Below are 24,366 nucleotides of genomic sequence, written 5' to 3'. Positions count from 1 at the left end.
GGGAAGTCCGCTCATGAAATCGCTGAAGAACTGGATCATTGGCGTCGTCGTCATTGCTGTCGTTGCCGGTGGTTATTACGCATTGCGCATTTACGACCCATCCGGTCTGCCGGCCGGGATTGCCGGCGGAAACGGCCGCATCGAAGCGACCGAAATCGACATTTCCACCAAGACCGCGGGACGCATCAAGGAGATCCTGGTCGATGAAGGCGCGTTCGTGACGGCCGGCCAGGTCCTCGCCGTCATGGATACGCAACAGCTTGAAGCGCAGCGAAAGCAGGCCGAAGCGTCACTGCAGCGCGCCGCCATCAGCGTCGATACCGCCCGAAGCCTTCTGTCCCAGCGTGAAGCGGAACGTGAGGCTGCCGCCGCGGTGATCGGCCAGCGGGAAGCCGAACAGGATGCCGCGGAACGCAAACTTGCGCGCACCGAGCAATTGATCCGCACCAACACGACATCGCAGCAGACGTTTGACGACGACCGCGCATCCGCACAGAGAGCCCGCGCCGCCGTCGCGGCCTCAAAGGCGTCCCTTTCCGCTTCAGAGGCAGCAATCGGCGCCGCCAAGGCCCAGATCGTCGATGCCGAGGCGTCCGTCGTGGCCGCCCAGGCTGCTATTGAAAGCATTGTTGCTGATATCAACGACAGCACGCTGAGATCACCCCGCGAAGGACGCGTGCAATACCGCGTAGCCCAGCCGGGTGAAGTGCTGTCGGCTGGAGGTCGGGTCCTCAACATCGTCGATCTGAGCGATGTCTATATGACCTTCTTCCTGCCCACAGAGCAGGCGGGCCGCATTCCGTTAGGATCGGATGTGCGTCTGGTTCTCGATGCCGCGCCCCAATATGTCATCCCAGCCAAAGCGAGCTTCGTGGCGGACGTCGCGCAGTTCACGCCAAAAACCGTCGAGACCGAGGAAGAGCGCCAGAAGCTGATGTTCCGCATCAGGGCGAAGATCGCGCCTGAACTGCTCCGCGAGCATATCCAATACGTCAAGACAGGGCTTCCCGGCATGGCCTATGTCCGCATCGCGCAGGATGCCGAATGGCCTGCTCATCTTAACGAGGCGCTGGTGAAATGAGCGGTTCGTTGCCAGGAGAGCAAAATGCGCGAGAGCCCGCTCCTGCGGTTGTGAAGATCGCGGATGTTAGTCTGTCCTATGGCAAGACGCGCGCGCTCGACGCGATCTCTCTCGATATTCCCGCCGGGATAATGGTCGGATTGATCGGTCCCGACGGTGTGGGAAAATCCAGCCTGCTCAGCCTGGTTGCCGGCGCTCATAAGATTCAGGACGGCCATATCGAAGTCCTGGGCGGCGACATCGCTGACAAGAAGCACCGAGACCGGATCTGCCCGCAGATCGCTTACATGCCGCAGGGGCTGGGCAAGAATCTCTACCCGACGTTATCGGTGTTCGAGAACATCGAGTTTTTTGCGCGCCTTTTCGGTCAGGACAAACGCGAGCGAGAAATGCGCATCGACGATTTGCTAAAGCGCACGGGCCTCGCCCCCTTTCCTGATCGACCGGCCGGCAAACTGTCCGGCGGCATGAAGCAGAAGGTCGGGCTTTGCTGCGCTCTGATCCATGACCCCGATCTGCTCATCCTCGACGAGCCGACCACCGGTGTCGACCCGTTGTCGCGCCGCCAGTTCTGGGAATTGATCGACGATATCCGCCGCGACCGCCCGTCGATGAGCGTGGTCGTCGCCACCGCCTATATGGAGGAAGCCCAGCGCTTCGACTGGCTGGTCGCGATGGATGACGCCAAGATACTCGCAACAGGCACACCTAATGAACTGCTCGCGCGCACCGGAGCCGCGAACCTCGACGCAGCCTTCGTCGCCCTGCTCCCGGAAGAACGTCGCCGCGGCCATCGCGAGGTCGTCATACCGCCACAATCCGATGAATCCCAGACGGACTTCGCTATCGAGGCCGAACATCTGACCATGCGGTTCGGCGACTTCACCGCAGTCGATAACGTTAGTTTCCAGATCCCGCGCGGAGAGATATTCGGCTTTCTCGGCTCGAATGGTTGCGGCAAGACCACGACGATGAAGATGCTGACCGGCCTGCTGGCGGCAACAGAGGGAACGGCGAAGCTGTTCGGCCAAGAGGTCGATCCGAAGGATATCGAGGTCAGGCGCAAGGTCGGCTATATGAGCCAGGCCTTCTCGCTCTACACCGAGCTTACGGTCCGCCAGAACCTCGACTTGCACGCCAGGCTGTTCAACCTGCCGGCTGAGAAAATTCCAGCGCGCATTGCGGAGATGGCGGAACGCTTCGATCTTACCGAAATCATGGATGCCTTGCCGGATGCGCTGCCACTCGGGATACGGCAGCGATTGTCGCTCGCGGTCGCCATGATCCATGCGCCTGACATTCTGATCCTTGACGAACCCACCTCGGGCGTCGATCCGGTGGCGCGCGACGGGTTCTGGCAGATCCTCTCCGACCTGTCGCGCAAAGATGGCGTGACCATCTTCGTTTCGACCCATTTCATGAACGAAGCCGAGCTTTGCGACCGTATCTCGCTCATGCATGCCGGCAAGGTGCTCGTCAGCGACACACCGCGCGGCATCATCGAGACACGTTCAGCCAAGACGCTGGAGGAAGCCTTCATTTCCTATCTGGAGGAGGCCATCGGCGAACAGGCTTCACCTGCGTCCGCCCCACTCACGCAGCGTGAAGAGGCGGATGAAGCCGCTGCGCCCCCGCCGGCCTCATCCGCCAGCTCCAGTTTCAATCTGCGCCGTATGCTGGCCTATACACGACGCGAGTCGCTCGAACTCCGCAGGGATCCGATCCGCGCGACGCTGGCTATCCTCGGCAGCGTCATTTTGATGTTCGTCATCGGTTTCGGCATCAACATGGATATCGAGAACCTGTCCTTTGCTGTGCTCGATCGGGACGACACGACGATCAGCCGCGATTACACGCTTCAGATCGCCGGATCGCGCTATTTCACGGAAAAGGCGCCGATTGTCGATTACAACGATCTGGACCGTCGCATGCGTAACGGCGAACTCAGCCTCGCATTGGAAATCCCTCCAGGCTTCGGGCGCGATGTCGCACGTGGCACCAATGTCGAGATTGGTGCCTGGATCGACGGCGCCATGCCTTCGAGAGCCGAGACCGTACGAGGCTACGTGCAGGGCATGCATCAGACATGGCTCACCCAAAAGGCGCGTGAACTCTATGGTGACGCAGCAACGATCGGCAATTTCCAGATCGCCCTTCGATACCGCTACAATCCGAGTGTCGAGAGCCTCAAGGCGATGGTGCCGGCGGTCATACCGCTGTTGCTGATGATGATCCCGGCTATGCTCGCGGTTCTGAGCGTGGTGCGCGAGAAGGAGCTCGGCTCCATCATCAATTTCTATGTGACGCCGGTGACGAGGATCGAATTCCTGCTCGGCAAGCAGATCCCTTACATCGCGCTTGCCATGCTCAACTTCTTCATGCTGACGGCATTCGCAATCTTCGTCTTCCAGGTGCCGCTGACTGGCAGCTTCCTGACGCTGACGGGTGCCGCGCTGCTCTACGTCACGGCTGCAACCGGGCTCGGACTGCTGATTTCCACCTTCATGAACAGCCAGATCGCGGCAATTTTTGGCACAGCGCTGCTAACCCTCATTCCGGCCGTGCAGTATTCGGGGATGATCGATCCGGTCTCCTCGCTTCAAGGTGCGGGCGCCTATATCGGCCAGATTTATCCGACGACCTATTTTGTCACCATCGTGCGTGGCACGTTCTCGAAGGCTCTCGAGTTCAAGGATCTCGCCGCCTCCTTCATTCCACTTTTAATCGCCGTCCCGGTTCTTCTTTGCTGCGGGGCGGCACTTCTCAAGAAACAGGCGGGGTGATCCATGCGCTTGGCCAACATCGCCCAACTCGGCGTCAAGGAGCTGCGCGGTCTCGCCCGTGACCCCATGCTCGTCGTCCTGATCCTCTATGCCTTCACCCTGTCGATCTACACGGCATCGACTTCAATGCCCGAGACACTCAACAAGGCGGCTATCGCCGTCGTCGATGAGGACCAGTCGCCGGTTTCCTTCCGCATCCTGACCGCGTTCTACCCGCCGTATTTTTCGATCCCGAAGCTCATATCGCAACATGAGATGGACAGTCGCATGGACGCCGGTATCGATACTTTCGCCCTCAACATTCCACCCAATTTCCAGCGCGATCTGCTCGCCGGCAGAGCGCCTACCATCCAGCTTAACGTTGACGCCACCCGCATGTCGCAGGCCTTCAGCGGCGGCGGATACATCCAGTCCATCGTCTCCAGTGAAGTCAGCGAATATCTCAACCGGTACAGGGGTGGCACAGAGGTTCCTGTCGATCTGGCGCTGCGGTCCCGCTTCAACCAGGAACTCAACAAGGGCTGGTTCGGCGCCATTACCAACGTGATCTCGTCCATCACCATGCTGTCGATCGTCCTCACCGGCGCGGCCCTCATCCGCGAGCGCGAGCACGGGACGATCGAGCATCTGCTGGTGATGCCGGTGACGCCGACCGAGATCATGCTCAGCAAGATCTGGTCGATGGGGCTTGTCGTTCTCGTTGCTTCCGCTGTCTCGATCGTGTTCGTCGTGCAGGGCGTCCTTCAGGTTCCCATTCAAGGCTCTGTCGGCCTTTTTCTGGCAGGGGCGGCGCTACAGCTCATCGCCACGACATGCATGGGGATCTTCCTTGCGACGATCGCCGGGTCCATGCCGCAGTTCGGCCTGTTGCTGATGCTCGTCCTGCTGCCGTTGCAGGTCCTGTCAGGCGGCGTCACGCCCCGCGAGAGCATGCCTCAGGTCATCCAGGACATCATGATGGCCGCGCCGAACACACATTTCGTCATCCTCGCCCAGTCGATCCTGTTTCGCGGGGCGGGCCTCGATGTGGTGTGGCCGCAGTTGCTGACGCTCGTTTTGATCGGGGCGGCACTGTTCGTATTCGCGCTGCGCCGCTTCCGAAGCTTCCTACGATAGGAGCGGGTACCGTGCAACGGACCAAACCGCTCGATCGAAGGGTAACAACTATAAATCCGGATCAGGAGATAATGACCATGCAAGAACTGATGAAAGCTGCGGTCGTTCATGAATTTGGGAAACCGACGACCATCGTAAGCGTCCCGATTCCAGTGCCGGGCCCCGGGGAACTGCTGGTTAAGGTCATGGCGTGCGGCGTCTGCCATACGGACCTGCATGCTGCTTCCGGCGACTGGCCGGTCAAGCCATCGCCGCCCTTCATTCCCGGCCACGAAGTCGCCGGCACGGTTGCTGCCATCGGCCCGGGCGTCACGGATTTTGAGATCGGCGATGCCGTCGGCATCGCCTGGCTCCACGATGCGTGTATGCGTTGCGAACACTGCGAAACGGGCTGGGAGACGCTTTGCGAGCATCAGCACAATACCGGCTACAGCTGCGATGGAGGCTTCGCGGAATACGCGATCGCCAACGCCGCGTTCGCAGCAAGACTGCCTGACAACGTTGATTTTAAAGCGGTCGCGCCCATTCTGTGCGCCGGGGTCACGACATACAAGGGCCTCAAGGAAACCGAAGTGCGCCCCGGCCAGTGGGTGGCGATCTCGGGCATCGGCGGACTGGGACAGGTTGCGATCCAGTATGCGAAAGCCATGGGGTTGAAGGTCGTTGCGCTCGACGTGTCGCCTGGAAAGCTCGCTTTGGCCAAGCAAACGGGTGCTGATCTGGCTCTCGACGCGCGGTCATCCGACGCGGTCGCCGAAGCCCTTGAAACAACAGGCGGCGGAGCGCATGGCGTGCTCGTCACAGCCGTATCGCCGCCAGCGTTCTCGCAGGCACCCCAACTCGTTCGGCGAAAAGGTACGGTCGCCCTGGTGGGATTGCCCCCCGGTGAATTCGCGACCCCTATCTTCGACGTCGTCTTGAAGCGGATAACGGTGCGTGGCTCAATCGTCGGCACGCGCCAGGATCTCGACGAGGCCATCGCCTTTTTTGCCGAGGGCAAGGTCAAGGCGCATGTCACCGCTGCGCCCTCGACGACATCAACCGGATATTCGATGACCTGAAGGCCGGCCGGATCGAGGGCAGGATGGTTCTTGACATGGCGGCGATGACGGCCTGACCGCACTCGGTGCCGGGCCTAAAGGAGGTGAGTATGATTACGTCTGACATCATGACGCGCGATGTTGCCACGATCAGTGTTGATGCTCACGTGCGTCATGCCATTTCCCGGATGCTGGAGCGAGGTGTCAGCGGTCTGCCGGTGACGGACAGTGATGGCAACCTTGTCGGGATCATTACCGAGGGCGATCTGATGTCCCGCAGGGAGATCGGAACGGCCTTGCTCGACCGGCAGGACCAACCGATGACCGATGAGCAGGATCTCGCAAACTACATTCATTCCAACAGCTGGCGCGTCGGCGACGTCATGACAGCCAAGGTCAGGACCGTGGAACCCGGCACGCCGTTGATCAAGGTGGCGCAAGCGATGCTCACCTTCAACGTCAAACGGCTTCCCGTGATCTCGGATGGTGCGGTTGTGGGTATCGTCAGCCGCCGCGATCTCCTCAAGGCGACATCCTTTTCCGGAATCGAACAGATTGCGCGGGGAGATGAAGGCATCAGGGTTGCAGCGTCGGCGCGCATCCGCAACGACCTCGGCTTCGGCCCTGAGCTACTTCAGGTCGATGTCAGTGAGGGAACGGTGACGGTTGTGAGAGCGGACTTGACGGAGCTTCAACTGCGCGCTGTGCAATGCGTCGTGGAGGGAATTCCGGGTGCGAGTTTTTCCCAGTAAGCGGCCTGAGGTGCCGAGGTCGTTGTTTACCCACACCTGGAAACCGGCGCGCGGTAATCCGCACCGACTAAGAAATATCTCAAGAAAACGAGGCGTGCCCGAACACACCCGCAGGGTCTGTTCTACTGGATTGGCCGGCGAAAGCTTTCACTAAACGCACCAGGGGCTCCCAGCAGAAAGGCAAGATCGCACCAAATCGATGTTGATGGTCATCAGCTGTTGACTCCCTGCGATCAATCAGCCTAATAATTGGCCAATTGTCTCATCGCCAGCCGTCAAAGCGCGATGATGCCTCTCGTTGCATGACGATACTTGCAGCGGAGCGCGCGAAATTCATTGCAGATTTCGGTATTTCCCTGGAGGGGGTAAATGAGCATTGATACAGACGCATCCAAGGAAGGCAGCTTCCGGTTTCCGACAGCCTTCACCATCCTGTTCGGCCTGATCATTCTGGTCGCGGCGCTGACATGGATCGTTCCAGCCGGTCAGTATACGCGCGTCCAGAACGCTGCCTTGAACAAAGAGGTTCCCGTTGCGGGAACATATGCTATCACAGATTCGGCGCCCCAGGGAATCGTTGAGGTCTTCATGGCGCCGATCCGCGGGTTCTACGATCCCGCGGCCGGCACGGCAAACGCCATCGACGTCGCTCTGTTCGTCTTGGTGATCGGCGGGTTCATCGGGGTCGTGACCGCCACCGGCGCGATCAATGCGGGCATCGAGCGGGCCATGAGAGGTCTGAAGGGCCGTGAGAAATGGATGATCCCATTCCTGATGGCATTGTTCGCCTTCGGCGGCACCACCTACGGCATGGCCGAGGAAACGCTCGCCTTCTATATGCTTCTGATCCCGATCATGATCGCGGCGCGCTATGACGCAGTAACTGCCGTTGCCATCATCCTGCTGGGTGCGGGCGTCGGCGTTCTCGGCTCGACCGTCAATGCGTTCGCCACTGTCATCGCTTCGGATGCTGCCGGCGTGCCGTTCACCCAAGGGCTCGTGCTGCGTATCGTCATCCTTGGCCTCAGCTGGCTCGCCTGCGTTGCTTATGTGATGCGCTATGCGGAAAGGGTTCGGCTCGATCCCACCAGATCGCTGGTCTACGACATGAAGGCTGACAACGAGAGACATTTCCTCAGCACGCATCATGATGGAGCCGAGTTCACCACGACCCACAAGCTGGTGCTTGCCCTCTTCGCTCTCACCTTTGTCGTGATGGTGTGGGGAGTGCTCAAGGGCGGCTGGTGGATGGGCGAAATGAGTGGCCTGTTCCTCGCGTCCGCCATTGTGGTCGGCCTCATAGCCCGAACGGGTGAGAAGAATTTCACGGATGCTTTCGTCAATGGAGCTCGTGACCTTCTCGGTGTCGCCCTGATCATCGGCCTGGCGCGCGGCATCGTCGTCATCATGGATGCCGGCAAGATCACCGATACGATCCTGCACTGGGCAGAAGGGGCGGTCGCGGGCCTGGGCAAGGTCGCCTTCATCAACGTGATGTACTGGCTTCAGGTGCTGATGTCGTTCTTCGTGCCGTCGTCATCCGGTCTTGCGGTTCTGTCCATGCCGATCATGGCGCCGGTCGCAGATTTTGCCGGTGTCGGCCGTGACCACGTCGTGACCGCCTATCAGTCGGCAAACGGCGTGGTGAATCTCATCAACCCCACCTTCGCGGTCGTCATGGGAGCGCTCGCCATCGGCCGCGTGCCCTACGAGCGGTGGTTGCGCTTCATGTGGCCCCTGCTGGTGATCCTCACCGTCATCATCATGGCGAGCCTCAGCGTCGCCACCGTCATTGCATAAAGGAGATTTCCAATGACCCTCACCTATGGCGTTCACTCGGAGGTCGGAAAGCTTCGACGTGTTCTGGTCCACCGGCCTGGCGCAGCACTGGCCCGCCTGACCCCTTCCAATTGCCATGAATTGCTTTTTGACGACGTCATCTGGGTCAAGCAGGCCCGGGTCGAGCACCTGACCTTTGTCGACGCCATGCGTCATCGCGGTGTCGAAGTGGTGTTCCTTCGGGAGATGCTGGCGGAGACGCTGCAGATCCCGGAGGCGCGCCGATGGCTCCTTGAACGACGCGTCACGGACGACACCGTAGGCGTTGGTTTCGCCGACGATTTGAGGGCGCATCTGATGGCGATCGAGGCTGACGCTCTTTCCCTGATCCTGATGGGCGGCCTGAGTAAGGCGGAGTTGCCGATCAAGAGCGGCGGCCTGCTCTCGGAGACCTTGCGTCCGGAGGACTTCATCCTGCCGCCGCTGCCCAATCACCTGTTCACGCGCGACACGACCTGCTGGATTTATGGTGGCGTCACGCTCAATCCGATGCGCTGGAACGCGCGCAAGCTCGAAACCGTCAACATCGCTGCCATCTACCGCTACCATCCGGATTTCTGCGATGCCGGCTTCCCGGTATGGTGGGGGGATCCCGACAAGGACCACGGCCTCGCCACGCTGGAAGGCGGCGACGTCATGCCAGTCGGCAAGGGAACCGTTCTCGTCGGCATGGGCGAGCGCACCACACCGCAGGCGGTCGGTCAGCTTGCGCGCTCCCTGTTCGCGCAGGGTGGGGCGGAAAGAGTGATCGCCTGCAAACTGCCGATCGAGCGAGCGTCCATGCACCTCGATACTGTTTTCAGCTTCTGCGACCGGGATCTCGTGACGCTCTTTGCAGACGTGGCGCACAAGATTGAGCCCTACTCCATTCGCCCGGGAGAGAGCGAAGGCAAGATCGATGTGCGCAAGGAGGAGCGACCACTCGTCGAGGTCGCCGCCGAGGTGCTGGGACTGAAACAGTTGCGCGTGGTCGAGACGGGTGGCGACGCTTATGTGGCCGAGCGCGAGCAATGGGATGACGGCAACAACGTCGTAGCACTCGAACCCGGCGTCGTCGTCGCCTACGACCGCAACACCTATACCAACACGCAACTACGCAAGGCGGGCGTCGAAGTGATCACCGTACCGGGTGCCGAGCTCGGCCGGGGGCGTGGCGGCGGTCATTGCATGACTTGCCCGCTCGTCCGCGATCCAGTTTGAAGGAGGTTTGTCATGCCCGTTAACCTGAAAGGTCGCAGCGTCCTGAAACTGCTCGACTTCACGCCCGATGAAATCCGGTTCCTGCTCAAGCTGTCAGCCTCGCTCAAGCAGGCGAAATATGGCGGTTACGAGGAGCAGCGCCTAAAAGGCAAGAACATCGCGTTGATCTTCGAGAAGGATTCGACGCGTACCCGAACAGGCTTCGAGGTGGCCGCTTATGACCAGGGCGCCCATGTCACCTATCTTGGCCCGACCGGCACTCAGATCGGCAAGAAGGAATCGATGAAGGACACTGCACGGGTCCTCGGCCGCATGTATGACGGCATCGAGTATCGCGGCTTCGGGCAGGAACAGGCCGAAACGCTGGCGGCCTATGCCGGCGTACCGGTTTATAATGGACTGACCGACGAGTTTCACCCAACGCAGATTCTCGCTGATTTCCTGACCATGCGGGAATATACACGCAAACACCTGTCGCAGATCAGTTTTGCCTTCCTTGGTGATGCAGGAAACAACATGGGCAACTCGCTGCTGGCGGGTGCGGCGCAGATCGGCATGGATGTGCGCCTTGGCGCGCCAAAGGCCTGCTGGCCCGAGGACGATCTGGTGCTGTCGTGCCGGGAGATCGCAGCCAGGACAGGTGCGAAGATCACCCTCACCGAAGACCCTGCCGAAGCCGTCAACGGCTGCGATTTCGTCTATACCGATGTCTGGGTGTCCATGGGCGAACCGGATTCGGTCTGGAAAGAGCGCATCGAACTGCTCACGCCCTATCGCGTCACCGCCGAGATCATGGCGACGACTGGCAATCCGCATGCGAAGTTCATGCACTGCCTGCCCGCCTTCCACAATCGCGAGACCGAGATCGGCGAGAAGATCTTCCGGCAATATGGCATCGACAGCATGGAAGTGACCGAAGAGGTCTTTGAATCGGAAGCCTCCATCGTCTTCGACCAGGCCGAAAACCGGATGCACACGATCAAGGCCTTGCTTGTCGCCACGCTGGGGTCCTGACATGAGGATAGTGGTAGCACTGGGAGGCAACGCGCTGCTCAAGCGCGGCGAGCCGATGACCGCCGACGTCCAACGCGCAAATGTTCACAAGGCGGCGATCGCGCTCGCGGATCTGGCGCGAGATCACGATATTATCGTCGCGCACGGAAACGGGCCACAGGTCGGACTTCTGGCGCTCCAGGCGGCGGCATTTGCGGATGTCGATCCTTATCCTCTCGATATTCTCGGGGCGGAAAGCGTCGGCATGATAGGCTATCTCGTCGAGCAGGAGTTGACCAATGCCATGCCTGCGGGATCGAGGATCGCGACACTGCTGACCCAGATCGAGGTGAACCGGGACGATCCAGCCTTCGCAGGGCCGGAAAAACCGATAGGGCCGGTCTATAATCAGGAAGAGGCGGCCAAGGCGAAGAAGGCGCATGGCTGGCCGATGGTGGAGGAAGCGCAAGGACGATGGCGGCGGGTCGTGCCCTCCCCGCTACCCGCGCGCATCACTCAGATCGAGACGATCCGGCTGCTCGTGGACGCCGGCGTCACGGTCATCTGCGCCGGCGGCGGCGGCATCCCCGTGGCGCGTGACGAGAATGGCATGCTTCATGGCCTTGAGGCCGTCATAGACAAGGACAGAGCGGCCGGGTTGCTCGCCAATGCGCTCGGCGCTGACGCTTTCCTGATGCTCACCGACGTTGATGCCGTCTACCAGGGCTGGGGCACAGCGGTGTCGCGACCGATCAGGAAAGCTGCGCCCGCCGAATTGGACAGCGGTGTTTTTGCTGCCGGATCCATGCGGCCAAAAGTGGAGGCGGCGTGCGCCTTTGCAAACACGGGCGGGCTCGCGGGTATTGGCCGGCTTGAAGATGCGCGTGGGATTCTCGAGGGGCGCCAGGGCACATTGGTCAAGCTGTAGACGAGGGGTTTTTCAGACAAGCGCCCAACCAATTTTCAGGGGAGGTTTTGGCAGGTTCTCCGTCGCTCATAAAAAGGTGTTTGAACTCAGGTGCTGACGCATAGGTCGCGAGGAGAAGTAAGGTGTCGAACACTGGACAAACGGTAATCGGATTGGACCAGGCGGTTGCGCTGGTGGTGCCGCGGGAAATGCGGGACGCTTTGTTCATTGCCGCCGCTCATGCCTGGAACACCGGCGAAGTCACGTTCGATCATGAGCTCGCCAAGGCTGTCGATGCCGTGGCGGACGTTCTTGCCCTCTCGCGCGACGAAGTTGTCGAACTGATGATAGAGGAATGGCTGCACGCCTCGGAGGGTTTCGTTTTGATCGAGGACAGGCCGAGCAAGACTTTCCGGCCTTCGCGCATTCGTGCTGGTGCGCAGGCTCCCATTCCTGCACACCAGCCGATTGATGGTGAAGGGCGAGCTGTTCGCGGACTGTAGCTGAGGAAGATTATGAAGCACCGCCATCCGAAGCATATCATTTTCGCAACGGATTTCTCGGCCCAATGTGATCGGGCACAGGTTCGCGCCATTCAGTTGGCTCTTCAGTGACAGGCCCGGCTGACTGTGATCCATGTCATCGAAAGCGACGATGGGGCTCTCGAACAGCCGGAAACGCAGTCCCTTCCCCGCGCCGTTGCGCACAGCTCCACCCTCCTGCGTGAGGAGCTTTCGGCTATTGAGGGGCTCAACAGTGCGGTCGTCGTGAGACGAGGTCGTCCCATTGTCGAGATTAACGAAATAGCTTTATGGGACAAGACTGATCTGATTGTCACGGGTATATCGCGAAACGAAGTTGACGGTCGGTCGTTGCTGGGGAGCACGACGACGTCACTTCTACGGGAGAGCGGACTGCCTGTGCTTGTGGTGAAAAAGAAGCCAGACGACACACGCGACCGTATTGTCGCCGCAATCGACCTGTCGCCTGCAGCGTCGGGAGTGTTCGAAACGGCTGTCAGGTTCTTTCAACCCGAAAGCCTCGTTGTTTTCCATGCGTTTGAGCCCCCATTCAAAAACTGGGTTGGCGACAAGGAAGCCTACAGTAGGCAATTATCGAAAGATGCCGTCAAGCAGATCAGAAACTTATCAGAGCAATTCAAGCACGACCATGGAGTTCACAACATTCAAATCGTCACGTTCGAGGGCGATCCTGCGCGCCAGCTGGCCGTCTACGTCGATGAGAACGACATTGGTCTGGTCGTGGCCGGGACAGATGGGAGGCATGCCATCATGAACTTGTTTGTGGAGAGTGTCGCAGGGCAAATTCTTCATGAAGTTCAGTGCGATATCCTGATAGTTCCAAGTCATGCGCAAAACTGAAACCAGAAGCCATATCAATCAGGCGGTAACGGCATTCGGGCCAGACGGATGGTACCGGCGGCTGATCCACTTGCGGATTTCGCTGAACCAAAGAACGCTGCTGCTCATCGCCACACAGAACAACCATTGATCCAGCGACAGTGGCAGCGTTCCGAAGGCGGTGTTGAGGAAGCTCAGATTGACGACGGCGATCTGTAGGACCACAGACAGGCCGACGGCCGCCCAAAGCCATTTGTTGGAAAACAGATGGCTGAACGCGCTCTTGAATTCCGATCGGGCGTTGAAGCAGTTGAACAGCTGAGCGAACACCAGCACCGTGAACCCCGCTGTGCGCGCCCGCTCCAGGTTCTGCAAGCCTTCTATCAGTCCGCCGGGCAGATAGAGGTCGATCGTCAGCAGCGTCGCCAGCGCCATCACCAGGCCGGTTCCGGCAACGCTTCGCCACATCCGGGCATCGATCGCATGCTCGTCGGGTCTGCGGGGCGGACGCGCCATGGCACCGTCGTCCTGCGGGTCGATCCCCATTGCAAGAGCAGGACCGGAATCGGTTATCAGATTGATCCAGAGGATCTGGGTCGCCAGCAAAGGCAGCACCAGTCCCCCGCCCCCGACGTCGGTCAATCCAATCACGCCGGCTCCGACGACGCCGAGAAAGACGGTCAGCACCTCTCCGATGTTGGACGATAGCAAGTAGCGCAGGAATTTCCGGATATTGTCGAAGATCCCGCGTCCTTCACGCACAGCCTCGACGATGGTTGCGAAATTGTCGTCGGCCAGGATCATCCTCGCCGCCTCCTTCGTCACCTCGGTTCCGGTGATCCCCATGGCGACGCCGATATCGGCGGCCTTCAGCGCGGGCGCGTCGTTGACGCCGTCCCCCGTCATCGCCACCACATTGCCGTCGGCCTGAAGGGTATCGACGATACGCAGCTTGTGCACGGGCGCCACGCGGGCATAGACGGAAGTCGTGCGGACTGCAGCAGCGAAGGCGGCCTCGTCCATGGCGTCGAGCTCGGCACCCGTCAGTGCCCGCGCGCCATGATCGACGATTCCCAGCAGCCCGGCTATGCGCGATGCGGTGCGCGGATGGTCGCCGGTGATCATGATGACGCGGATCCCGGCGCGCCGGGCCTGCGATATGGCGACCGCCGCCTCCTTCCGGGGCGGATCGATGATCCCGACGGTCCCCACGAAGATCAGATCATGCTCCAGACCCTCGCCGTGCTCGATGCCTTCGGTGTCGGCCATCGGACGATAAGCGACTGCGAGAGTTCGCAGGGCCTCGTCGGACAACCGGTCGACGTCAGCGGTGGCGCGCGCACGCTGCACGGCGTCGAAGGGGACCACGTCCATGCCGACCCGCACATGCGTGCAACGGGTCATCAGAACATCCGGCGCGCCTTTCGCAATCAGGACACGCGCGCCGCCATGTTCATGGTCGCGCTCGACCGTCGACATCATCTTGCGGTCCGAGCTGAAGGGGATCTCGGCGATGCGTTCGAAGCGGCGCTTGCGGCGCTCGTCGATGCCGAGCTTGCGCTCGGCGACAAGGAACGCGGCTTCGGTCGGGTCGCCCTGGATCTCCCAAACTCCCGCCTGCCCTTGATTCAGAGCGGCATTGCCTGCCAGGCTGCCACCGCTCAGGACGACGATCTGCTCGGCGCGCATGGCCGCGCTAGGAGCCTTACCGTCGTCAACCTTCAGATCGCCGAAAGGCGCATAGCCCACACCGCTGACACGGGTGCCACCCGATGCTGTCATAATGCGCTCGATCGTCATCTCCGACCGCGTCAGCGTTCCGGTTTTGTCGGAGCAGATGATCGAAGCCGAACCGAGTGTCTCCACGGACGAGAGCGCCTTGACCACCGCCTTGCGGGTCGCCATGCGTTGGACGCCAAGTGCAAGCACCAGCGACAGGATGGCGGGAAATCCTTCGGGGACCGCTGCTACCGCCAGCGAGACCCCCATCAGCAGAACGGAAATGACGTCCGATGGGCCATCGATGTCGGAGACGAGCAGCACAGTCGCAACGACAATGAGAGCGATCGCGATCACCGCAGCGCCGAGCGCGCGGCCAACTCTCGCGACTTCCTTCTGCAAGGGGCTGATATCTTCCTTACTGGCGTCGAGCATTTGAGCGATCGCGCCGATCTCGGTCCGCATCCCTGTCGCCGTGACGATGGCGCGTGCGGTTCCCTGTACGACCGCCGTGCCTTTGAACACCATGCAGAACCGCTCGGCCAGCGGCGCAGGCTTACGCAGCATGGCCGCATCCTTGAGGACAGCCTCGCTTTCGCCGGTCAGCGAGGCTTCCTGAATTCTAAGGCTTGCGGCGCTGATTAACCGACCATCGGCGCCGACGGCGTCTCCTTCCTCGAGCAGCATGATGTCGCCTGGCACGAGATCCGCGCTGGGAATGCGGATTCGCTCGCCGTCGCGCAGAACGGAGGTGTTCGCGGCTGTCATCCGCGCCAGCGCGGCGACGGCATTAGCCGCCTTGGCGTCCTGCACAAAGCCGAGGATGGCATTGGCCAGAACCACCATGGCGATGACGACCGCATCGATCGGCCAGCCGTGGCGGCCTTCTATGACCCAGGCCGCCAACGCTATGATAATCGCTCCGAGCAGCAGATAGACCAGTGGATCCTGAAATTGCGCGAGCACGCGTCGCCAGACCGGGATCGCCTTGGCTGCCCGCAATCGGTTGTGGCCATATTCCGCAAGCCGCCGCGCGGCTTCCGCTTTCGTCAGACCGCGCTCGGCATGGCTGGCAAGAACGTCTACGACATGCGCAGCAGCATTTTGCGAATAGTCGGTCGGCGCCGGGATTACGGCTCCAACTGGATTTGCATCGCCCTTCATCCGGCATTCCTTTCCAGCGATCTGTGAGCATCCCACGAATGGCCGAGGATAAGCCCGGCGGCGATTGGGAGAGCAGCCAAAGGCGCGTGAAAAGTCAGGCGGAATACCGCTCCGCAAGTTTTTCGAAGTCCACTTGCCCGAACATTCCCCGGCGTCCTGAGGGATTCAGGGATGAGGCCACGTCCAATCTCGAATCTCGGGCATGTCCTCGCCATGCTCGCGGACAAAGGCCTTGTGGAGGACGAGCTTTTCGTACAGTGCCGCGGTGATCTCCGCGCCCTTGTCCTTCAGGACCGGCAGGCGCTCGACGGCCTCGATGGCGAGATGGAAACGGTCCAGTTCGTTGAGAACGGCCATGTCGAAGGGCGTCGTCGTCGTGCCCTCCTCGATGAAGCCGCGTACGTGGAAATTCGGATGGTTGGCGCGTTTGTAGACCAGCCGATGGATGAGGTAGGGATAGCCGTGATAGGCGAAGACGACGGGCCGGTCGCGCGTGAAGATGCGGTCGAACGCCTCGTCCGACAGTCCGTGCGGGTGATGCTGCGGCGATTGCAGGGCCATCAGGTCCACGACATTGACGACGCGGATGCGCAGATGCGGCAGGGACTGCCGCAAAAGGTCGACGGCGGCCAGCGTCTCCATGGTCGGCACGTCGCCGGCGCAGGCCATCACGATATCCGGCTCCAGTCCGTCCTCGGTGCCGGCCCAGTCCCAGATGCCGAGGCCCGCCTCGCAGTGCTTCTCGGCCTCCGCCATGCTCAGCCATTGCGGCGCCAGCTGCTTGCCGGCGACGATGACGTTCACGCGGTCCCAGGTCTTCAGGCAGTGGTCGCCGACCCACAGCAGCGTGTTGGCGTCCGGGGGCAGGTAGACGCGCACGATGTCCGCGCTCTTGTTGGCGACGAGGTCGACGAAGCCGGGGTCCTGATGGGAAAAGCCGTTATGGTCCTGCCGCCAGACATGGGAGGTGAGCAAATAATTCAACGAGGAGATCGGCTTGCGCCATTCCAGCTCCCGCGAGGTCTTCAGCCATTTGGCGTGCTGGTTGAACATGGAATCGACGATGTGGATGAAGGCTTCGTAGCAGGAGAAGAAGCCGTGCCGACCGGTGAGCAGATAGCCTTCGAGCCAGCCCTGGCAGAGATGCTCGGACAGCACCTCCATCACCCGCCCGTCGGGTGACAGATGATCGTCGCTTTCGAGCGTTTGCGCCATCCAGACCCGGTCCGTCGCCTCGAACACGCTACCCAAGCGGTTGGACGCCGTCTCGTCAGGCCCGAACACGCGGAAATTCCGTTCGGCCTCGTTCAGCCGCAGCACGTCGCGCAGATAGTCGCCGAGAACCTTCGTCGCCTGCGCCTCCGTCGCGCCGGGGCGCTCCACCGCGACGGCATAGCTGCGGAAATCGGGTGTGTGCAATTCCTTGCGCAGGAGGCCGCCATTGGCGTGCGGGTTGGCGCCCATGCGGCGCGTGCCTGTCGGCGCCAGCGCCTTCAGCTCGGGCTTCAGCGCACCGTCGGCATCAAAAAGGTCGCCGGGATCGTAGCTGCGCAGCCACTCTTCGAGGATCGCGCGGTGGCCGTCATCCTCGCGGCAGTTCGCGACCGGCACCTGGTGGGAGCGCCAGTGGTTCTCGACCATCTTGCCGTCCACCACCTTCGGACCGGTCCAGCCCTTCGGGCTCCGGAGCACGATCATGGGCCAGCGCGGCCGCTCAGTGGACGACGCGGCCTTCTCGCGGATCGCCGCCAGCCGGTCGAAGACCGTGTTGAGGGTCGCCGCCATCTGCCGGTGCATGTCGGCCGGCTCGCTGCCCTCGACGAAGAACGGCTCGTAGCCGTAGCCGACGAAGAGATGCCGCAGTTCCTCGTCGGACAGGCGGGCCAGCACGGTGGGGTTGGCGATCTTGTAGCCGTTGAGATGCAGGATCGGCAGAACCGCGCCGTCGCGGGCGGGGTTGATGAACTTGTTCGAATGCCACGCGGCCGCGAGCGGCCCGGTCTCCGCCTCGCCGTCGCCGACCACGCAAGCCACGACCAAGCCCGGATTGTCGAAGGCGGCGCCGAAAGCGTGCACCAGCGCGTAGCCCAGCTCGCCGCCCTCATGGATCGAGCCCGGCGTCTCGGGCGCGACATGGCTGGGGACGCCGCCCGGAAATGAGAACTGCTTGAACAGCCGCTTCATCCCGGCTTCGTCCTCGCCGATCTCGGGATAGGTCTCTGAATAGACGCCTTCCAGCCAGGTGTTGGCGACCATGCCGGGGCCGCCATGGCCGGGTCCGCAGATATAGAGGATATCGGCATCGCGATCGGTAATGATCCTGTTCAAGTGCGCATAGATGAAGTTCAGGCCCGGCGTCGTGCCCCAATGGCCAAGCAGGCGCGGTTTGACGTGCTCCGGCTTCAGGGGTTCGCGGAGCAATGGATTGTCCATCAGATAGATCTGGCCAACGGATAAATAGTTTGCCGCACGCCAGTAGCGATCGACCAGCAACAAATTCCCGGCATCGAATGCCATAAGTTTCTCCTCGCCTTAATCATAGGTTAGGGGTCACGAAAGGACACGCCCCCAAGAAAAACCGAGGGGCAATTTGTGCAAACGCGACGACCAATGCGGCGGCGGCGGCCCCGATTCTGCAAGCTACATTTCCCAGTCATGACAGTCAACGATTGATGACAACCGGCAAGTTAACGAGGCGCGCGTGAAACGATGAAGGTAGTCTACTCGCGTTCGTTCGCGAACAGCCACTCCTCCTGCGCGGAGCTTCCAGGACACCAACGACGCTAGCGTGTCCGAATGCGAGAGACGCGAGTCTCCCGGAACCGCACCGATGGAGTCAGCGCGGTCGCCGTAAGAGATCCAACCAGATCTGAGCCCAGGCACGGGACCTTAATCTTCTCCTATGGACCCAAGAACTATCGCGGTGAACTGCCTCTGAGCGCCTTGCCATATGCTTTTGGCTCTTTGCTTTTGACAAAAATTCGTTGACACGCTCCGGCCGATGGAGTTGTCATCGACTGATGACAGAATCGTCAACGGTTGATGACTAGTTTTAGGTACTAGTCAAATCCCGACACTACGTAGTTTTTTGTCTTTTGGAGTGTTGGTTTCCACGCGGAACTGAGCCGGTTAGGCAGATAATTTCCATTGAGAACTGAGCCATGTGAACCTTCCCCCAACGCTGCGAGCGACGGGGGCAACGGAGTGATCCACATGGGACTTTTAAACATCATCCGTCGGATGGCGCTGCGCGAGAAGCAGTCGATCCGGGAGATCAGCCGGCGTACGGGGCTGTCGCGCAACACAATTGCGAAGTACTTGAGCGCGGCACGATCGAACCGACGTTCACGGTGCCGGAACGACCGAGCAAGCTTGATCCTTTTGCCGACAAGCTGGCGGGCTGGCTAAAGACCGAGGCCGGGAGGTCACGCAAGCAGCGCCGAACGGTGAAACAGCTTCATGCCGATCTGGTATCTGTGGGCTTTACCGGTTCCTATGGCCGGGTTGCGGCCTTCGCCCGTGATTGGCGGGCGGATCGACAACGTGAGCAGCAGACGACGGGCCGAGGCATATTCGTTCCGCTGTCTTTCCGCCCAGGCGAAGCATTCCAATTCGATTGGAGTGAGGACTATGCCGTCATCGGCGGCGAGCGCGTTAAGCTGCAGGTTGCGCATATCAAACTGTCGCACAGCCGGGCGTTTCTCTTGCGGGCGTATCTGCTCCAGACACACGAGATGTTGTTCGATGCCCATTGGCACGGCTTCCGGGTCTTCGGTGGTGTGCCTGCGCGAGGGATCTACGACAATATGCGCACCGCAGTCGATCGCGTTGGTCGCGGCAAGGAGCGGCAGGTCAATATCCGCTTTCTCGCTATGACGAACCACTACGTGTTTGCGCCTGAGTTCTGCAATCCCGCTGCGGGTTGGGAAAAGGGTCAGGTCGAGAAGAACGTCCGGGATTCTCGTCCCCGCCTATGGCAACAGATGCCCGACTTCCCGGATTTGGCAACGTTGAACCTCTGGCTGGAACAGCATTGCCAAGACCTGTGGCAGGAGACACCGCACGGGAGCCTGCCCGGTTCGATTGCGGATGTCTGGGCTGATGAGCGAGCAGCATTGATGGAATTGCCTACCATGTTTGACGGATTCGTCGAGCAAGGCAAACGAGTCTCACCAACGTGCCTGGTCACCTTCGAGCGTAATCGTTACAGCGTGCCTGCATCGTTTGCGAACCGGCCCGTCAGCCTGCGGATCTATCCCGATCGACTGGTCGTTGCAGCCGAGGGCAACGTTCTTTGCGAACATGCGCGGGTCATCGAGCGCAGTCACGACAAGCCACCGAGGACGATTTACGACTGGCGGCACTACCTTGCCGTCATCCAGCGCAAGCCCGGTGCTCTGCGCAATGGCGCACCCTTCGTGGAATTGCCGCTGCCCTTTCGACAACTGCAGGACCAGATGCTTCGCCGCCCCGGCGGCGATCGGGAAATGGCGGACATCCTCGCTCTTGTCCTTCATCACGACGAACAGGTTGTCGTCAGGGCCGTGGAACTGGCTCTGGATCAAGGCGTAGCAACCAAGACGCATGTGCTGAACCTGTTGCATATGCTGATCGACGGCAAGACGACCGACGGTCCCGACGTCGATACGCCACAAGCACTGACCTTGGTGCGTGAACCCAAGGCCAATGTAGAACGCTACGATGGCTTGCGCGTCCGGATTGTGGGAGGTCGCCATGCGTCATGATCCTGCCAGCGCCGCCGTCGTCATCATGCTGCGTAGCCTGAAGATGTATGGCATGGCGCAAGCCGTCACAGACTTGATCGAGCAAGGTGCTCCAGCTTTTGATGCAGCCGTACCGATCCTGTCCCAGTTGCTGAAAGCCGAAATGGCTGAGCGCGAGGTCCGCTCGATTGCCTATCATATGAAGGCTGCGCGCTTCCCGGCCTACAAGGATATCTCTGGATACGACTTTGCCGCCAGCGAAATCAACGAAGCGACGGTGCGCCAGTTGCACAGATGCGAGTTCATTGACGGAGCGCAGAATATCGTGCTCGTCGGCGGACCGGGCACAGGCAAAACCCACGTGGCGACGGCCCTTGGCATCCAGGCTATCGAACATCACCGTCGAAAAGTCCGCTTCTTCTCAACCATCGAATTGGTCAACGCACTTGAGCAGGAGAAGGCCAAAGGCAAGGCAGGCCAGATCGCTGAGACCTTGGTCCGCCTCGATCTGCTGATCCTTGATGAGCTCGGATACCTTCCATTCAGCGCTTCAGGCGGAGCGCTGCTCTTCCACCTGTTGAGCAAGCTCTATGAGCGGACCAGCGTGGTGATAACCACCAACCTCAGCTTTAGCGAATGGGCAACAGTCTTCGGCGACGCCAAGATGACGACGGCATTGCTCGATCGTTTGACCCATCGCTGCCATATCCTGGAAACAGGTAATGACAGCTTCCGCTTCAAGGCCAGTTCTGCAGCCGCAGCAAACAAGAGAGGAGAAAAAGCCAATCCCTTGACCAAAACCCAATCATAAAACCATAGTCAGAGGTGGCTCACTTCTCGGTGGAAAAACCGGCTCAGTTCCGCGTGGAAACCAACAGCCATGACACTTGATTAGAGTTAAAGACTTATCAGCCGCGCCTGTCCAACATCAGGCGAATTTTGGGAGCTGCCCCCGTGCAGCAGGAAAATGCGGAGGATGACCGAAGCTGGAGGCAAGAGAATGGATACGCAACGTTCCGATAAGTCTGACGATGCCGCGAAACCTCTTGATGCTGCCGTCCAGCGGGCGCTTGTCGAGGCGAGAGAGGAAATGCTGGTCTTCCTCCAGCGCCGCCTGAGGAATCGCGACGATGCGGAGGAGGTGCTGCAGCGCCTCTCCCTTCGGGCGCTGGAGCGCGCATCTCAACTCAGAGATATCCGCACCGTTCGGGGCTGGCTGGGCCGCATCCTCGCCACCACCCTGGTTGACCATCAGCGGAACTTGAGCAGGCGACGGCGTCGGGAAACCCCTGTCGACGACGCCGAGATCGAGAGTGAACCTGTTGACGCCGAACTCGATGCAGCGGTCTGCAATTGTCTGTATCGTCTGCTTCCAACCTTGAAACCCGAGTATTCGGACATCGTCTGGCGGGCTGATATCCTGGGCGAGCCTCGCGACAGATTGGCAGCAAGCCTTGGCACCTCGCTCAACAATGTCACGGTGCGACTCCACCGCGGGCGGCAAGCGCTACGCAAGCGTTTGGAGGAGATGTGCCGCACCTGTCCGATCCATGGTTTTCTCGACTGTCATTGCGAGAAAGCCGAGAAGATCCGCAAAGCTCACGAAGATGTATCTCGCTGAGGATACTCGACTGGCTCGATTTCAGAATCGCGCCGTTGCTGGATACGCATTTGCACGGCTGCCGAACCACGCCTGATAGGCGAGCGGCGGAAACTCGATCAGAGCCTTGGTTCGCACTTCGGTTGGAATCTCATCCGGGAGTCCATCGATGAACGCCACCGTGGCGGACAAGACAGCCTACGGCCGGCGAGTGCTCCTGAAAGAAGTATATGCCGCGCCAAATCCCTTTGGCGAAGCGCTACCCCCAGGGTTGTCGTTCAAGCCAGGCCATTGCGATTTCCGGATCGACGCCTGCGACTTCGATGAGACGATCCGGATCGATTATTCGCAGACGCCGGTAGTGGAACTGGACGATTCCTTCCTTGCGCAGCGCGCTGAGAACACGGTTCACGTGAACGAAGGTCAAGCCGGTGGCGTCGCCGATTTGCTCCTGGGTAAGCGGCAGCACCATTTCCTCGCTGCGATGTCCTGGCCATTGTGCACGGTAACGTGTGAACAATTCAAGGAGCAGATGAGCGACCCGTTCGCGCGCTGAACGCCGACCTATGCTGGTGAGATGATCGAAAGCCAGATTGCAGTCGTGTGCAAGTGAGCGCGCCAGGCGCATGGTAATGTCGGGGTCTGCACGCGAATGCGACGTCAGGACAGGGGTCGGAATGACCGATACCACGACGTCGGTCAGGGCTTGAGCACCGACGGTTGCGGGCGCGCTCCTCGATGAACGGACACCCAGAACCGCGCCAGGCAGGGCGAATTGGACAATCTGCCGTCTGCCGTCCTCCAGCAATGTGTAGATGGCTACCCATCCGTCGAGAAGGTTGAAGATGGCCTTTCCGTCGAATCCTATGCTGAACAAATCCCGGCCGGCTTCGACGCGTCGGTCGCCATTGCGGTAGTTGGGAATCAGTCTGTGTGCGTCGACTGGCAAGGCAACGGTGCGCGCCTCACTGTCATTGTCCTGTTTGTGACGTCCTCGTCGTTTGGTCACCTCGTCGGCCTGCATGGCCGCCTTCTGGAGGGACACGGTAATGGGGAAATTTGGTAAGGGTGGTACATTCCGTGCCTTCTCAGCGGTTTCCCAATGGTCGCAACGGAGCGACCGGGATGTCTCTCCTGATAAAGACGCTTGATGCCAGCTCACATTACACCTCCCGGGCTCCTGGCCCGTTGCGGCGGCCACGCTTGCGCAGCCAATCAATAGATCATTGATGGACCGAGCCTTCGGCGCGATAAGCGCGAAGCGATCAGCAAGCCACATTATGGTCGTGTTGCCGTTCACGCCGGACTGACGGGCGTGGCTGACGATCGACCTGGATGGCCTCAGATGAGCTGATTTCGGGGGATAGGCGGATCGCGGCCGAGGATGATCGAGCGCAAGCAATTCTGGCGCGAAACCCAAGTCCGCGAAGACGTGGGTAGGAAGCGCGAGAAACCGTGGGACTGCGCTGATAGGGATACAACACAGGGTGAGCATATGGCGCTACAACAACCTGAACCCGAGACGCAATCGTCGTCGTCCGACATGGCGACCTTTAGCAATGAGGTAGCCTGATGCCTCTCCGAGACGCTCGGTGTCGATTGACCGACTTGCGCCATCGACGGTCCGGCTTGTGCGAGGACAGCGATCACACTAACAATCAGCAGTGCCAGATACCGAAGCATAAAATCGAATTCTCGGCGGTTTACAGGTCGCGCACCCTCGCTCCGCATGCACCTGGACTGGTTTTCTGCACACGAGACGAGAAAGCTACTTTTGCATCTCACTACATTGTTTGCAAGACCGCTTTGATCCAGATCAACACGCCAACTGGAATCCGTCGCTATAGCGTGCCTCGTTAGCCCTACCGCGAATACATGACGGGCTGGCCGCCAATGCTACCCGCGATGCTTGATCGAGATTAAAGAGCGAGCGGCAAAATGATGCTTCTCTCATCGTCACAGAATCCTCCCGCGGGATGGAAATGTCATCGATAGCCTCCGTGCCGGCAGATCGAAAACGCATCATCGGCGTGCTCATCGTGCGCACGCGCAGGAGAACCATGCTCAGCCCCTTCTTCGCGAAATCC

Annotated in this window: 15 protein-coding genes and 2 pseudogenes; 14 read left to right on the top strand and 3 right to left on the bottom strand. The window is 60.4% G+C overall.

Features of this window, described 5'->3' with window-relative positions:
• Positions 1-13 precede the first annotated feature (13 nt).
• The 11 genes and pseudogenes from P9A16_RS17650 to P9A16_RS17600 all read left to right on the top strand — a co-directional run bounded on the left by P9A16_RS17650 (position 14) and on the right by P9A16_RS17600 (position 13,093).
• Positions 14-1,081 (top strand): HlyD family secretion protein, encoded by a 1,068-nt coding sequence (locus tag P9A16_RS17650; protein ID WP_077548374.1) that lies wholly within the window; start codon positions 14-16, stop codon positions 1,079-1,081.
• Positions 1,078-3,864 (top strand): ribosome-associated ATPase/putative transporter RbbA, encoded by a 2,787-nt coding sequence (gene rbbA / locus P9A16_RS17645; RefSeq protein ID WP_278025782.1) that lies wholly within the window; start codon positions 1,078-1,080, stop codon positions 3,862-3,864. The genes P9A16_RS17650 and rbbA overlap by 4 nt, the downstream gene beginning before the upstream one ends.
• A gap of 3 nt (positions 3,865-3,867) precedes the next feature.
• Complete coding sequence (locus P9A16_RS17640) at positions 3,868-4,980, top strand: ABC transporter permease (protein WP_077548372.1); 1,113 nt, start codon at positions 3,868-3,870, stop codon at positions 4,978-4,980.
• An 89-nt stretch (positions 4,981-5,069) separates the two neighbouring features.
• A pseudogene (adhP, locus tag P9A16_RS17635) lies at positions 5,070-6,097 on the top strand (alcohol dehydrogenase AdhP).
• Between the two features lie 33 nt (positions 6,098-6,130).
• The gene (locus P9A16_RS17630; protein WP_077548371.1) at positions 6,131-6,772 is read left to right on the top strand and encodes a CBS domain-containing protein; all 642 of its coding nucleotides are present in this window, start codon (positions 6,131-6,133) and stop codon (positions 6,770-6,772) included.
• A 369-nt stretch (positions 6,773-7,141) separates the two neighbouring features.
• A complete protein-coding gene (locus P9A16_RS17625) occupies positions 7,142-8,572 on the top strand; it encodes a YfcC family protein (RefSeq protein ID WP_077548370.1) in 1,431 nt (476 codons plus the stop codon).
• 12 nt (positions 8,573-8,584) lie between these two features.
• Entirely contained in the window at positions 8,585-9,811 is a 1,227-nt protein-coding gene (gene arcA, locus P9A16_RS17620; RefSeq protein ID WP_077548369.1) for an arginine deiminase, read from the top strand.
• A gap of 12 nt (positions 9,812-9,823) precedes the next feature.
• Positions 9,824-10,825, top strand: coding sequence for an ornithine carbamoyltransferase (gene argF, locus P9A16_RS17615; protein WP_077548368.1), 1,002 nt, complete (start codon positions 9,824-9,826; stop codon positions 10,823-10,825).
• Position 10,826: 1 nt separating this feature from the next.
• Positions 10,827-11,732 (top strand): carbamate kinase, encoded by a 906-nt coding sequence (gene arcC, locus P9A16_RS17610; RefSeq protein WP_112585273.1) that lies wholly within the window; start codon positions 10,827-10,829, stop codon positions 11,730-11,732.
• Between the two features lie 122 nt (positions 11,733-11,854).
• Positions 11,855-12,214: a hypothetical protein gene (locus P9A16_RS17605; RefSeq protein WP_077548366.1), complete on the top strand. Its 360-nt coding sequence runs from the start codon at positions 11,855-11,857 to the stop codon at positions 12,212-12,214.
• Between the two features lie 120 nt (positions 12,215-12,334).
• On the top strand, positions 12,335-13,093 hold the full coding sequence (locus P9A16_RS17600) for a universal stress protein (RefSeq protein ID WP_336620611.1): 759 nt from the start codon (positions 12,335-12,337) through the stop codon (positions 13,091-13,093).
• Between the two features lie 18 nt (positions 13,094-13,111).
• Here P9A16_RS17600 and P9A16_RS17595 read toward each other — a convergent pair whose 3' ends face one another.
• Complete coding sequence (locus P9A16_RS17595) at positions 13,112-15,955, bottom strand: cation-translocating P-type ATPase (protein ID WP_278025781.1); 2,844 nt, start codon at positions 15,953-15,955, stop codon at positions 13,112-13,114.
• A 165-nt stretch (positions 15,956-16,120) separates the two neighbouring features.
• Complete coding sequence (locus tag P9A16_RS17590; RefSeq protein WP_112585267.1) at positions 16,121-18,472, bottom strand: phosphoketolase family protein; 2,352 nt, start codon at positions 18,470-18,472, stop codon at positions 16,121-16,123.
• Positions 18,473-19,168: 696 nt separating this feature from the next.
• On the opposite strand from P9A16_RS17590, the pseudogene istA reads away from it, so the two are divergent.
• The 3 genes and pseudogenes from istA to P9A16_RS17575 all read left to right on the top strand — a co-directional run bounded on the left by istA (position 19,169) and on the right by P9A16_RS17575 (position 22,300).
• A pseudogene (istA, locus tag P9A16_RS17585) lies at positions 19,169-20,700 on the top strand (IS21 family transposase).
• Positions 20,690-21,490, top strand: a complete 801-nt coding sequence (gene istB / locus P9A16_RS17580) for an IS21-like element helper ATPase IstB (RefSeq protein ID WP_025590956.1) — start codon at positions 20,690-20,692, stop codon at positions 21,488-21,490. Before istA ends, istB begins: the two are co-directional and overlap by 11 nt.
• Positions 21,491-21,679: 189 nt before the next feature.
• Complete coding sequence (locus P9A16_RS17575) at positions 21,680-22,300, top strand: RNA polymerase sigma factor (RefSeq protein ID WP_216331579.1); 621 nt, start codon at positions 21,680-21,682, stop codon at positions 22,298-22,300.
• A gap of 238 nt (positions 22,301-22,538) precedes the next feature.
• Here the strand turns inward: P9A16_RS17575 and P9A16_RS17570 are convergent, their stop codons facing one another.
• Positions 22,539-23,303, bottom strand: coding sequence for a Crp/Fnr family transcriptional regulator (locus P9A16_RS17570; protein ID WP_112585946.1), 765 nt, complete (start codon positions 23,301-23,303; stop codon positions 22,539-22,541).
• Positions 23,304-24,366: the final 1,063 nt, after the last annotated feature.

Source organism: Shinella sp. 838 (genome assembly GCF_029623935.1).
Classification (GTDB): domain Bacteria; phylum Pseudomonadota; class Alphaproteobacteria; order Rhizobiales; family Rhizobiaceae; genus Shinella.
This window is presented reverse-complemented; position numbering and strand designations above follow the sequence as displayed.